At 63.0% G+C, this 13,161-nt stretch carries 9 protein-coding genes; all 9 read right to left on the reverse strand.

Annotated features, from left to right (window positions below):
* Positions 1–24: 24 nt before the first annotated feature.
* The 9 genes from gltB to N4Q37_RS16830 all read right to left on the reverse strand — a co-directional run bounded on the left by gltB (position 25) and on the right by N4Q37_RS16830 (position 13,084).
* A complete protein-coding gene (gene gltB, locus N4Q37_RS16790) occupies positions 25–4,473 on the reverse strand; it encodes a glutamate synthase large subunit (RefSeq protein ID WP_260959557.1) in 4,449 nt (1,482 codons plus the stop codon).
* 350 nt (positions 4,474–4,823) lie between these two features.
* Positions 4,824–6,428 carry an AAA family ATPase gene (locus N4Q37_RS16795; protein ID WP_260959559.1) on the reverse strand — a complete coding sequence of 535 codons (1,605 nt, stop codon included), beginning with the start codon at positions 6,426–6,428 and terminating at the stop codon, positions 4,824–4,826.
* Positions 6,429–6,438: 10 nt separating this feature from the next.
* The gene (aroB, locus tag N4Q37_RS16800; RefSeq protein WP_260959561.1) at positions 6,439–7,539 is read right to left on the reverse strand and encodes a 3-dehydroquinate synthase; all 1,101 of its coding nucleotides are present in this window, start codon (positions 7,537–7,539) and stop codon (positions 6,439–6,441) included.
* A 149-nt stretch (positions 7,540–7,688) separates the two neighbouring features.
* Complete coding sequence (aroK, locus tag N4Q37_RS16805) at positions 7,689–8,207, reverse strand: shikimate kinase AroK (protein ID WP_260959563.1); 519 nt, start codon at positions 8,205–8,207, stop codon at positions 7,689–7,691.
* A gap of 4 nt (positions 8,208–8,211) precedes the next feature.
* Positions 8,212–10,296, reverse strand: a complete 2,085-nt coding sequence (gene pilQ, locus N4Q37_RS16810; RefSeq protein ID WP_260959565.1) for a type IV pilus secretin PilQ — start codon at positions 10,294–10,296, stop codon at positions 8,212–8,214.
* A gap of 13 nt (positions 10,297–10,309) precedes the next feature.
* Positions 10,310–10,837, reverse strand: coding sequence for a pilus assembly protein PilP (locus N4Q37_RS16815; protein ID WP_260959567.1), 528 nt, complete (start codon positions 10,835–10,837; stop codon positions 10,310–10,312).
* Positions 10,834–11,457 (reverse strand): type 4a pilus biogenesis protein PilO, encoded by a 624-nt coding sequence (pilO, locus tag N4Q37_RS16820; RefSeq protein ID WP_260959570.1) that lies wholly within the window; start codon positions 11,455–11,457, stop codon positions 10,834–10,836. Before pilO ends, N4Q37_RS16815 begins: the two co-directional genes overlap by 4 nt.
* Entirely contained in the window at positions 11,454–12,020 is a 567-nt protein-coding gene (locus N4Q37_RS16825) for a PilN domain-containing protein (protein WP_260959571.1), read from the reverse strand. Before N4Q37_RS16825 ends, pilO begins: the two co-directional genes overlap by 4 nt.
* Positions 12,020–13,084, reverse strand: a complete 1,065-nt coding sequence (locus N4Q37_RS16830) for a pilus assembly protein PilM (protein ID WP_260959573.1) — start codon at positions 13,082–13,084, stop codon at positions 12,020–12,022. The genes N4Q37_RS16825 and N4Q37_RS16830 overlap by 1 nt, the downstream gene beginning before the upstream one ends.
* Between the last annotated feature and the right edge of the window lie 77 nt (positions 13,085–13,161).

Below are 13,161 nucleotides of genomic sequence, written 5' to 3' on the forward strand. Positions count from 1 at the left end.
CTCATCAAACTCTTCAGGCGCATATCACTGCGGGTTGGCACGGGTGCTGGAAAGCAACGATTTCAGGTTGGCCGCCTTGGGCTTGACCAGCCAGAAACGCCGCACGTAGTCATCGAGGTTTTCGGCGAGTTCACGACCCCACTCGCTGTCGGTTTCCTCGACATACTCATCCAGTACGCGTTGCAGGTGGCTGCGGTAGGCTTCCATCGCCTCGCCGCTGATCCGCTGGATTTCCACCAGTTCGTGGTTGACCCGGTCAACGAAGGTGTTGTCCTGGTCGAGCACGTAGGCGAAACCGCCGGTCATGCCAGAGCCGAAGTTGTAACCGGTCTTGCCCAGAACACAGACGAAACCACCGGTCATGTACTCGCAGCAGTGATCGCCGGTGCCTTCCACCACGGTGTGGGCGCCGGAGTTACGCACGGCAAAACGCTCGCCCGCGGTGCCGGCGGCGAACAGCTTGCCGCCCGTGGCGCCATACAGGCAGGTGTTGCCAATGATGGCACTGTCCTGGGTCTTGTAGGCGCTGCCCTTGGGCGGCACGATGACCAGCTTGCCGCCGGTCATGCCCTTGCCCACGTAGTCGTTGGCATCGCCTTCCAGGTACAAGTTCAGGCCACCGGCGTTCCAGACACCGAAGCTCTGGCCGGCAGTGCCCTTGAAGCGGAAGGTGATCGGCGCATGGGCCATGCCCTGGTTACCGTGCTTGCGCGCGATTTCGCCGGAGATCCGTGCGCCGATGGAGCGGTCACAGTTGCAGATGTCCAGGTTGAACTCGGCACCGCTCAGGTCGTTGATCGCCGTAGCGGCCATGTCGACCATCTTCTCGGCCAGCTCACCCTTGTCGAACGGCGGGTTGCGATCGACCTCGCAGAACTGCGGCTTGTCCGCCGGAACCAGGTCGCTGCCCAGCAACGGGGTCAGGTCCAGGTGATGCTGCTTGGCGGTCTGGCCCTCGATCACTTCCAGCAGATCGGTACGGCCGATCAGTTCGCCAAGCGAGCGCACGCCCAGCTTCGCCAGCCACTCACGGGTCTCCTCGGCCACGTAGGTGAAGAAATTCACCACCATGTCGACGGTACCGATGTAGTGATCCTTGCGCAGCTTCTCGTTCTGGGTCGCCACGCCAGTGGCGCAGTTGTTCAGGTGGCAGATACGCAGGTATTTGCAGCCCAGGGCGATCATCGGCGCGGTGCCGAAGCCGAAGCTCTCGGCGCCGAGGATGGCGGCCTTGATCACGTCGAGGCCGGTTTTCAAGCCACCGTCGGTCTGCACCCGGACCTTGCCGCGCAAGTCGTTGCCGCGCAGGGTCTGGTGGGTTTCGGCCAGGCCGAGTTCCCACGGCGCGCCCGCGTATTTGATCGAGGTCAGCGGCGAAGCACCGGTGCCACCGTCGTAGCCGGAGATGGTGATCAGGTCGGCATAGGCCTTGGCCACGCCAGCGGCAATGGTACCGACGCCGGCTTCCGCCACCAGTTTCACCGAGACCAGCGCCTGCGGGTTGACCTGCTTGAGGTCGAAAATCAGCTGCGACAGGTCTTCGATCGAGTAGATGTCGTGGTGCGGCGGTGGCGAGATCAGGGTCACGCCCGGTACCGCGTAGCGCAGCTTGGCGATCAGACCGTTGACCTTGCCACCCGGCAACTGGCCGCCTTCGCCAGGCTTGGCGCCTTGGGCCACCTTGATCTGCAGGACCTCGGCGTTCACCAGATATTCAGGCGTCACGCCGAAACGGCCGGTGGCCACTTGCTTGATTTTCGAGCTCTTGATGGTGCCGTAGCGTGCCGGGTCTTCGCCGCCTTCACCGGAGTTGGAACGCGCACCGAGGCGGTTCATGGCTTCGGCCAGGGCTTCGTGGGCCTCCGGGGACAAGGCGCCCAGGGAAATACCGGCGGAGTCGAAGCGCTTGAGCACCGACTCCAGCGGTTCCACTTCACTGATGTCCAGCGGCGTGTCGAGAGTCTTGACCTTGAGCAGGTCGCGGATCATCGACACCGGACGGTTGTCCACCAGCGCGGTGTATTCCTTGAACTTGCTGTAGTCGCCCTGCTGCACGGCCGCTTGCAAGGTGTTGACCACGTCCGGGTTGTAGGCGTGGTATTCGCCGCCATGGACGAACTTCAGCAGGCCGCCCTGCTGGATCGGCTTGCGCGGGCTCCAGGCTTCGGCCGCCAGGGCCTTCTGTTCGGCTTCGATGTCGACGAAACGCGCGCCCTTGATGCGGCTCGGCACACCACGGAAACTCAGATCGCAGACTTCTTCGGACAGGCCGATGGCCTCGAACAGTTGCGCACCGCGATACGAGGCGATGGTTGAGATACCCATCTTCGACAGGATCTTGAGCAGGCCCTTGGTGATGCCCCTGCGATAGTTCTTGAACACCTCGTAGAGGTCGCCCAACACTTCACCGGTACGAATCAGGTCGCCCAGCACCTCGTAGGCCAGGAACGGATAGACCGCCGAGGCACCGAAACCGATCAGCACCGCAAAATGATGCGGATCGCGGGCAGTGGCGGTTTCCACCAGGATGTTGGAGTCGCAGCGCAGGCCTTTCTCGGTCAGGCGGTGATGCACCGCACCGGTGGCCAGCGAGGCGTGGATCGGCAGCTTGCCCGGGGCAATATGACGGTCGCTGAGCACGATCTGGGTGCGACCGGCACGCGCGGCTTCTTCAGCCTGGTCGGCCACATTGCGGATCGCCGCTTCGAGGCCGACGCTCTCGTCGTAGTTCAGGTCGATGACCTGGCGGGAGAAGCCCGGACGATCGAGGTTGGTCAGCGAGCGCCACTTGGCCGGGGAAATGACCGGCGAGCTGAGGATCACCCGCGAGGCGTGTTCCGGCGACTCCTGGAAAATGTTGCGCTCGGCACCCAGGCAGATTTCCAGGGACATCACGATCGCTTCGCGCAGCGGGTCGATCGGCGGGTTGGTCACCTGGGCGAACTGCTGGCGGAAATAGTCGTATGGCGTGCGCACGCGCTGCGACAGCACGGCCATCGGCGTGTCGTCGCCCATGGAGCCGACCGCTTCGTAGCCCTGCTCGCCCAGCGGGCGCAGCACCTGGTCACGCTCTTCGAACGTCACCTGGTACATCTTCATGTATTGCTTGAGCTGGTCGACGTCGTAGAAAGCCGAACCATGGTCGTTGTCTTCCATGGTCGCCTGGATGCGCAGGGCGTTCTTGCGCAGCCATTGCTTGTACGGATGACGGGACTTGAGCCGGTTGTCGATGGCGTCGGTGTCGAGGATCTGGCCGGTCTCGGTGTCCACGGCGAAGATCTGGCCCGGGCCGACACGGCCCTTGGCGATGACGTCCTCGGGCTGGTAATTCCAGACGCCGATTTCCGAAGCCAGGGTGATGAACCCGTTCTTGGTGGTGACCCAACGCGCCGGACGCAGGCCGTTACGGTCGAGCAGGCACACGGCATAGCGACCGTCGGTCATGACGATACCGGCCGGGCCGTCCCACGGCTCCATGTGCATGGAGTTGTATTCGTAGAAGGCCCGCAGGTCCGGGTCCATGGTCTCGACGTTCTGCCACGCCGGTGGAACCAGCATCCGCACGCCACGGAACAGGTCGATGCCGCCGGTCACCATCAGCTCGAGCATGTTGTCCATGCTCGAGGAGTCCGAGCCCACGCGGTTGACCAGCGGCCCGAGCTCTTCGAGGTCCGGCATCAGGTCGTTGGCGAACTTGGTGCGACGGGCCAGGGCCCAGTTGCGGTTGCCCGTGATGGTGTTGATCTCGCCGTTGTGGGCCAGGAAGCGGAACGGCTGGGCCAACGGCCACTTGGGCAGGGTGTTGGTCGAGAAACGCTGGTGGAACACGCAGACGGCGGTTTTCAGGCGTTCATCGTTCAGGTCCGGATAGAAGGCGGTGAGGTCCGCCGGCATCATCAGGCCTTTATAAATGATGGTCTTGTTGGAAAAGCTGCAGATGTAGTGGTCGGTGTCGGCGGCGTTGGCCACGGACGAGCGACGACGGGAGCTGAACAGCTTGATCGCCATTTCCTGGTCGCTCAGGCCTTCGCCACCGATGAACACCTGCTCGATCAGCGGCAGGCGCGCCAGGGCCAGGCTACCGAGGACACTGGTGTCGATCGGCACTTTGCGCCAGCCCACCAGTTGCAGGCCGGCGGCAAGGATCTCGCGGTTCATGTTCTCGCGAGCGGCTTGGGCCTTCACCGGGTCCTGGTTGAAGAACACCATGCCCACGGCGTACTGCTTGGGCAGGGTCACACCAAACGTTTCCTGGGCAATGGCTCGCAGGAACTCGTCAGGCTTTTGAATCAGCAAGCCACAACCGTCACCGGTCTTGCCGTCGGCGTTGATCCCACCGCGGTGGGTCATGCAGGTCAGGGCCTCGATGGCCGTTTGCAAAAGGGTGTGACTGGGCTCGCCCTGCATATGGGCAATCAGGCCGAAACCGCAGTTATCCTTGAATTCATCGGGTTGGTACAGACCTGCTTTCATAGACACTTTCTCACCAGGCTGCCTCTTATCGAGGCAAATTTCTTTTCAATTCAACCCATTGCATACCGCACTGAACGGCCGCCAGCTTTGCGGGGGCAAAAGGGAGGTCATTGTACACACCGACACAAAGCCCCACAAATTTGACGACGAACCGTCGCAAATTCATGTCGCGTTTATGAAAGGTTTAAAGCTATATGCTGTGCTAGTCAAAACTTTTTTGGGTTCGACCGCCACGACTCAAACGCTACTGTGACGCAGACACCACAAGGCGCGCGGCCTGAAAGGTCGCCCGTCCTTGCGGAAATGTTGAGGTTGCCGGGAGAGGCGGCCTGGGTAAGGCCGCCGAATCTTCAGCGGGTTGCTGCCAGTTCCTGTTGGACGCTGGCAACAGTACGAGGCCAAGGTTTACCAGCCTGAACCTTCGCTGGCAAGGCCTTGATGGCGGAAACAGCTGCATCACGGCTGGCAAAGCTGCCGTAGGTGATGACATAGAGTGGCTTGCCGTTGAGCACTTTCTTGAAGTAACGGTACTCGCCGCCCTGTTCCTTGACGAAGTTCTGCGCGGCGGTCTCGGAACTGGTGCCCAGGATCTGTACCACGTAGTTGCCCGGCGCCTGGCCGGCGTACCAGTTGCCACCTGCGGTCTTGGCCGGCGCAGCCGGTTTCGCCGCCGGGGCCGGTGCGGGCTTGGCCACGGGGGCAGGCGCCGGGGCTGGCTTGGCGGTCGCGAGCTGGGTGGGCGCCGGAGTCGGCTTGGCGGTCGTCGTCGGAGCCGGCTTGGCGGTCGGAACAGGCACGGGCGTCGGAGCCGGGCCGGCCGGCACGCCGGCAGGCGGTGCCGTGGTGGTCACGGTCGGCGGAGTGTCGCTGCTGTCATCGATCGGCGGGGCGGTTCCGTCGTCGCCTTCGGTGATTCCACCGGCGGCTTCAGCCAGTGGTCCGCGCATGACCGGCTGAGACTGGCCGACCAACGGCAGCGGCATCGGCTGGGTGTTGCCGGCAAATTCCACCGCCGGCGCACCGCCGTTGGGTTGCGGCGTGCCCTGACCGAGGGGCAGCTGGGCCTGTTCGTTGGCAGGTGTACCTGTGGCAGGCGTCTTGTTGCGACCCGGCATCAGCCAGGCGGCGGCAACCGCGACCACGACCACGGCGGATATCGCCAATACGTGTTTCTTCGGCATGTTGAACCCCATACTTGGACGCTTCACCGCTGAGCGGCTGGCAATCATGACTTCGATCAGGGCATCGCGGGCGACCTGGTTGATGTTGCCAGGCCAGCCACCTGCGCCTTCGTGAATCTCAGAGATCTGATCTGCGGTGAAAAGTTCGATACCCCGGCCAGCGCCTTCCAGGCGCTGGGCCAGGTACTCCCGGGTTTCTTCCTCGGTGTAGGGCGCCAGCTCGATGACGTGGAAACGCTCTTCCTCGAGCTCCAACTGGTCCAGGTCGGCGATCAGCGACGACTCGCCGAACAGGAACACATGGGGGCGACCTTCCGGCGCTCCGGCTCCCAAAGCGAGCAAGGCCTCGAGCGCCGACTCATCGAGCTGCTCGGCATCGTCCACCAGCAGGTAGACTTCCTGGCCCGTCAGCGCCAGTTGCACGATCTGATCGAGAATCGCCCCGACTTCAGCCTGGGCAACGTTCAGCGCCTGGGCGACCTGACGCAGTATGCCGGCTGAATCACCGGCACCACGGGCCGATACCACCACGCTCTGCACTGACTGTTTGTTGGTGCTGGCCACCAGGGCCTGGCGCAACAGGGTCTTGCCGCTGCCCTGGGGACCGGTGACCACCAGCAGCAACTGGCTATAGCGGGCCAGGTGGTGCAACTGGCCCAGCACGGGCTTGCGCTGGGCGGGGAAGAACTTGAAGCCGGGGACCCGTGGAGCGAAAGGGTCATGACTCAACTGGAAATGGCCGAGGAAAGCCTCGTCGGCATGCAAACTAGTCATCGGAATCTTATTAACCTTTAAGCTGAGCCAGGGCGTGGTAGTCCGCGCCCAGCGTGGCCTGTAGAACCTCTTTCGGATAATCGTCGGTCACCACCGCTTCGCCCATGTGGCGCAGCAGCACCAGGCGCAGGCGACCGTCGATCACTTTCTTGTCGATTGCCATGTGTTCGAGAAAATCCGCCTCGCTCATTTCCACTGGCGGAATCACCGGCAGCCCGGCGCGCTGGAACAGACGAATTCCGCGATCGCGCTCCTGCTCGCTGATCCAACCCAGGCGCGCGGACATCTCCAAGGCCATGACCGTGCCAGCTGCCACGGCTTCGCCGTGCAGCCAGACACCGTAGCCCATGTGGGTTTCGATGGCGTGGCCGAAGGTATGGCCCAGGTTGAGCGTGGCGCGCACACCCGATTCACGCTCGTCGGCACCGACCACGGCGGCCTTGGCGGCGCAGGAGCGCTCGATGGCGTAGGTCAGCGCCACCGGATCCAGCGCGCGCAGGCGGTCGACGTTCTCTTCGAGCCACCCCAGGAACGGCTCGTCGCAGATCAACCCGTACTTGATGACTTCCGCCAGCCCCGCCGACAGCTCCCGCGCCGGCAACGTCTTGAGGGTCGCGGTGTCGATCAGCACCACGTTGGGCTGGTAGAAGGCGCCGACCATGTTCTTGCCCAGCGGGTGGTTGATCCCGGTCTTGCCGCCCACCGACGAGTCGACCTGCGACAGCAGCGTGGTAGGGATCTGGATGAAATCGACGCCGCGCTGGTAACAGGCGGCCGCAAAGCCGGCCATGTCGCCAATCACGCCGCCGCCCAGGGCGATCACCGTCGTGCGGCGGTCGTGCCGCGCCGTCAGCAGGCCATCGAAGATGAGCTGCAAGGTTTCCCAGGTCTTGAAGGCTTCGCCGTCGGGCAGCACCACGGAAATGACCGAGAAGGCCGACAGGCTGCGGGTCAGGCGTTCCAGATACAGAGGCGCGACGGTTTCATTGGAGATGATCGCCACTTGCCGCCCGGCAATATGCGGCGCCAGCAGTTCGGGCTGGTCCAACAAGCCTTCGCCAATGTGAATCGGGTAGCTGCGCTCGCCCAGGTCGACCTTAAGTGTCTGCATGTGTCCCCACAGTGAAGATGGAATCAGGCGTCCTGCCTGCAATTAACGAAAGTCCACGGTGCCAGCCCCTGACGCCACTCAATGGCCATTCGCCACGACCCAGGCGGGCCATGACGGGACGTCGAGGATAGCGCATTTCGCCAGGCGTATTAACGGGGAGGCAATTGCTGCAACCGTTCGAGAATATCCAGCACAACCATCCGCGGCGGCCGCTCGTCGGTTTCCACCACCAGGTCGGCAATCTCCCGGTACAGCGGATCACGCAGCGCCAGCAGGTCCCGCAGGGTCTTGGCCGGATCGGCGGTACGCAGCAGCGGTCGGTTGCGATCGCGTGCGGTGCGGCCGACCTGTTGCTCGACGGACGCATGCAGATAGACCACTCGTCCGCCGGCATGCAGCGCCTGACGGTTGGCTTCGCGCATCACCGCGCCGCCCCCCGTGGCCAGCACCACGCCGTCGAACGCGCAGAGCTCGGCGATCATCGCCTGCTCCCGGTCCCGAAAGCCCGGCTCGCCTTCCTTGTCGAAAATCCATGGGATATTGGCACCCGTGCGCAATTCAATTTCCTTGTCGGAATCTTTGAATGGCAGGCGCAGCTCTTTGGCCAGCAAACGGCCGATGGTGCTTTTTCCAGCGCCCATCGGCCCAACAAGAATCAAATTTCGCACAGAATCAACGACTCACAGCAATCGCCTGGTTATTCATGATACGCGGAGTGAGGAATACCAACAGCTCGGATTTTTTCTCCGAGACCACATCACGCCGGAAAAGGCGGCCAAGATACGGCACATCGCCAAGAAATGGCACCTTATCTACGACCTTGCTCTGAGTATTTGAGAAAACCCCGCCAATCACAATGGTCTCGCCGTCATTGACCAGCACCTTGGCGTTGACTTCATTCTTCTTGATCGGCGGCACTTCCTGCACCTTGTTCAGGTAGTCGGGCTCATCCTTGGTGACCTTGACCTCCATGATGATGCGGTTGTCCGGGGTGATTTGCGGCGTTACCTCCAGCGACAGCGAGGCCTCCTTGAACGACACCGAGGTGGCACCGCTGGAACTGGCTTCCTGATAAGGGATTTCCGTGCCCTTGAGGATCTTGGCGGTCTCTTTGTCGGAGGTCACCACCTTGGGTTGCGAGACGATCTCCCCGTTGCCGGTTTTCTCCATGGCGGTCAACTCCAGGTCCAGCAGCACGTTGTCGGTGATGAACGCAATGCCGATGCCCGAGGTGTTGCCTGCAGCCCCCATATCGACGAATGGCTGGTTGGTGCTGGTACTGCCCGGCGTGCCGATGGTGGTGGAGCTGCCCGTGGTGACCCCGGAAGAGTTCCAGTTCCCCTTGTTCTGCACCGAACCGCCCCAGCGCACCCCCAGGCTCTTGTCATAGTCGACGTTGGCCTCGACGATCCGCGCCTCGATCATCACCTGGCGCACCGGAATATCCAGCTGAGCGACGATCCGCCGCAGTTCGTCGAGCCGGTCCTGGGTCTGGTAGGCGATGATGTTGTTGGTTCGTTCATCGACGGTGATCGTACCGCGCTCGTCCGCCTTCGCCTCCGCGCTGGTGACCGACTGGAACAACTTGGCGATGTCCGCTGCCTTTGCGTAATTGACCTGCAACAACTCGCGACGCAAGGGCGCCAGGTCGGCGATCTGCTTCTGGGACTCCAGCTCCTGGCGCTCGCGCGCCGCAATTTCATCGGCCGGGGCCACCAACAGCACGTTGCCGACCTTGCGCTTGTCCAGCCCCTTGGTCTTGAGCACCAAGTCCAGCGCCTGGTCCCAGGGCACGTTCTGCAGGCGCAGGGTGATGCCGCCCTGCACGGTGTCACTGGCCACCAGGTTCAGGTTGGTGAAGTCGGCGATCAATTGCAGGACCGAGCGCACTTCGATGTCCTGGAAGTTCAGGGAGAGTTTCTCACCGCTGTAGGCGGAGCGATCGGTGTTGCGCTTTTGCAGGTCCTCGACAGTCATTGGCCGGACACTGACGGTCAATTTGTTGTCGGTCTGGTAGGTGGAGTAGTCGTAGGTACCGCTGGGCTCGATGCTGATGGTCGCCCGGTCGGAGCCGGCGCTGGCATTGACGAATTGCACCGGGGTAGCGAAGTCCTTGACGTCCAACCGCACCCGCAGCGGCTCGGGCAATTGGGTCCGGGGGAAATTGAGGACGATCTTGCCCTCGCGCTCCTGGATGTCCGGGGCAATGGACGGGTCCGACAGGTCGATCACCACGTTGCCTTCGCCCTGCGTCCCGCGCTGGAAGTCCACGCCCCGGATCGCCTTGTCCACGGGCGCGCCAGCCCTCGCGGGCGCAGCGCTGGCGACCGCCTGGCGTGGCGCCTGGGCCGGGGTCGTGGTCGCAGCCCTTGGCGCCGCGCCCTTGCCAACCACGACAAACAGGCTGTTACCTTCGATTCGAGTGTTATACGGCGCCAGTTGCGTGAGGCCGATGATCAACCGGGTACGGTCCCCCGCCTCGACCACGGTGGCGCTGCGGGCATTGCCGCCCCCCAGGTCATGGCGCTTGCTGGCCAGTTGATTGGTGACCCCGGGCAGGTCCAGGGCGATCCGCGCCGGCTGCTCGGTGGTGTAACCCTTGGGCGTCGGCGGTGGTCCGTCGAACGTGAGCTTCAATTCGACACGGTCCCCCGGCAGCGCCGCGACATCCAGCGTCTTCAAACTGGCCGCAAGAACCATCGGCGACACCAGCGCTATCCATAGCGAAATACCGAGGGCTGAAAAAATCCTGTTCATTGTTCGAATTCCACTATGAATGCTCTTTCAAAGTAATGGTCCGTGGCCGCTCCAGCCAGGCGCCTTCGCCATCGGGCACGATTTCGACCACATCGACCTGGGTGGCGCTGATCGCGACGATCCGCCCATCGTTGCGTCCCAGGTAGTCCCCCACCTTGAGCCGATGCACCCCGCCCGCGCCGCGCAGCAGCGCGAAGGAGCCGCTGGCGTTGGAAAGCGTTCCGACCATTTCAAACTGCTCGATGTTGAAGCCTTCCAGGTACTGTTTGACCCGGTTGGGGTCAGGCCGGACAGTGCGCGACCCCTGCTGGCGACCAGCCTGGTCCACCCGGACTTGTCGGGAAAACGGACTGCGCAGGTTGGCGGCGCTGTAGGTGAAGGTTTCCTGGGGCTTGAACGTCGGCGTCGGCTCGATCTTGCCAGGCGGGCGCAGGCGCACCTCGTTCATATAGGCGTCCAGGTCGCTGAAACCGTTGTCGTCGTTGCAGCCTGCCAACGCAACCAGCCCCACCAGCAAGCAGATACGGCAGAGCGGCATCATGGCTGTGCCTCCTGCTCGTTATAGCGGTAGGTCTTGGCCTGGATGCTCATGCGCAACTTCGCCCCCCCGTCCGGCTCCATCGGCGCAATCTCGAAATCGTGCAGCGTAACAATCCGCGGCAACCCGGCCACGCCGCTGACGAACGTCGCCAGGTCGTGGTAACCGCCGGTCACGGTGATCTGGATCGGCAGCTCGACGTAGAAGGGCTGGGTGACTTCCGGCAGCAGCTTGATCTCTTCGAACTCCAGGCCACTCCCCAGGCCAGTGCGGGTGATGTCCTCCAGCAGGCCGGGCACCTCGGTGTCGCTGGGCAACTGCCGCAACAGCACACCGAAGGAGGTTTCCATCTGCTTCATCTGCTCGGTGTAGCGCTCCAGGTTCGCCGCCATATGGGCCTTGCCCGCGAATTGCGCCTTGAGGGTGTTTTCCTCCTCGCGCACCTGCTGCAACTGGTCCTCCAGGTCACTCAAGGCAAAGTTGTAGCCCAGCCCCAGCACCAGTATCACCAACAGGACACCGGCCAGCCATTTGACCGGCGCCGGCCAGGAGCCCAGGTTGCTGGTATCCAGGTCGCTGAGATTGATCTTGCGCAGCGCGTCGAACCACTCTCCTGGCTTCATTGCGCCTCCTCCACATCGACCGGGCGGGTCTGGCGCACGGTCAGCTGGAAGACGTTGGCCTGGTCAGGCTGCCCGGCCGTGGCGGCCTTGACTTCCGTCAGGTTCGGCGCATCGAACAGGTCCGAGGCGTCGAGATTGCGCATCAGGTCGGAAACCCGGTTGTTCGATTGCGCCACACCCTTGATGGAGAGCATCCGGTCTTCCATCCTCACTTCGGTGAAATACACGCCCTCCGGCAGCGTCCTCGCCAGTTGATCGAAAATACGCCCGCTGATGGGCCGGTTGCCCTGCAGGTCCTGGATGATGCGCATGCGCTCCACCAACTGCTGGCGACGGGCTTTCAACTCGCTGATCTGCTTGATGCGCTCGTCCAGCAGGGCGATCTGCTCGGTGATATGAGCGTTGCGCGCCAGTTGATGGTCGATGGCGCTGTGGATGGACTGGACTGCAATCAGCGTCACGCCTATCGCCCCGACCACCGCCCCCGTCAATGCCAGCAAAAAGCGCTTGCGCCGCTCTTCGCGCAGTTCTTCGCGCCAGGGAAGAAGATTGATCCGTGCCATCAGTCGAAACTCCTGAGGGCCAACCCACAGGCGATCATCAACGCTGGCGCATCACTGGCCAGCGCCCCGGCATTGACTTTGCTGCTCAGGGCCATGTTGGTGAACGGGTTCGCCACCTGCGTCGGCGTATTCAGGCGTTGCTCGATCAGCCGGTCCAGACCGGTGACCGAGGCGGTGCCGCCCGCCAACAGGATATGGTCGACCGCACTGTATTGCCCCGACGCAAAGAAAAACTGCAAGGAGCGCGACACCTGCTGGACCAGGGCTTCGCGAAACGGTTGCAGCACCTCGCCGACGTAGTCGTCCGGCAGCCCGCCCTGCTTCTTCGCCAACCCCGCCTGCTCCGGCGTCAGGCCATAACGGCGCTGGATTTCCTCGGTGAGCTGGCGCCCCCCGAACAATTGCTCGCGGGTGTAGATGATGCGCCCGTTGTGCAGCACGCTGAGGGTGGTCATGGTGGCGCCGATATCGATGACCGCCACGGTCAGGCGCTCCTGGGAGGCCGCCAGTTGCCGGGCGAGCAGGCCAAAGGCGCGCTCTAGCGCATAGGCCTCCACATCGACCACCCGGGCCGTCAGCCCGGCCAGGGCCAGCGCCGCCTCGCGCACCTCGACGTTTTCCTTGCGACAGGCCGCCAGCAACACCTCGACCCGCTCGGCGCTGCGCGGCGACACTCCCTGGACTTCGAAATCGATGGCCACCTCATCCAACGGATAAGGAATGTACTGGTCGGCCTCGATCTTGAGCTGATTCTCCATGTCGTCGTCGGACAGCCCGGCGTCCATCTCGATGGTCTTGGTGATCACCGCCGAGCCCGCTACCGCCACGGCCACGCTGCGCACAGGCGTCCTGGCCTTGGCCAGCACGCGTGACAAAGCCTGCCCCACCCCTTCGAGCTCGGCGATGTTCTTCTCGACCACCGCGTTGGGCGGCAACGGTTCGACCGCATAGGACTCGACACGATAGCGGTCGCCCTGACGGCTCAACTCAAGCAGCTTCACCGACGTCGAACTGATGTCGATCCCCAGAAGCGCATGGGCTTTTTTATTGAAGAGTCGTAGCACTACCAATTCCCTATGACTATCCGTGAGTTACGGACTCTCTAATACGCATTGCGTTCAATCACTCCGGTCCGACGGAC

Source organism: Pseudomonas citri (assembly GCF_025336485.1).
In the GTDB taxonomy this organism is placed as follows: Bacteria; Pseudomonadota; Gammaproteobacteria; order Pseudomonadales; family Pseudomonadaceae; genus Aquipseudomonas; species Aquipseudomonas citri.

Coding starts and splice junctions, on each gene's coding strand:
- gltB (WP_260959557.1), bottom strand. CDS start 4,473: ATGAAAGCAGGTCTGTACCAACCCGATGAATTCAAGGATAACTGCGGT.
- pilQ (WP_260959565.1), bottom strand. CDS start 10,296: ATGAACAGGATTTTTTCAGCCCTCGGTATTTCGCTATGGATAGCGCTG.
- N4Q37_RS16815 (WP_260959567.1), bottom strand. CDS start 10,837: ATGATGCCGCTCTGCCGTATCTGCTTGCTGGTGGGGCTGGTTGCGTTG.
- N4Q37_RS16825 (WP_260959571.1), bottom strand. CDS start 12,020: ATGGCACGGATCAATCTTCTTCCCTGGCGCGAAGAACTGCGCGAAGAG.
- N4Q37_RS16795 (WP_260959559.1), bottom strand. CDS start 6,428: ATGACTAGTTTGCATGCCGACGAGGCTTTCCTCGGCCATTTCCAGTTG.
- pilO (WP_260959570.1), bottom strand. CDS start 11,457: ATGAAGCCAGGAGAGTGGTTCGACGCGCTGCGCAAGATCAATCTCAGC.
- aroB (WP_260959561.1), bottom strand. CDS start 7,539: ATGCAGACACTTAAGGTCGACCTGGGCGAGCGCAGCTACCCGATTCAC.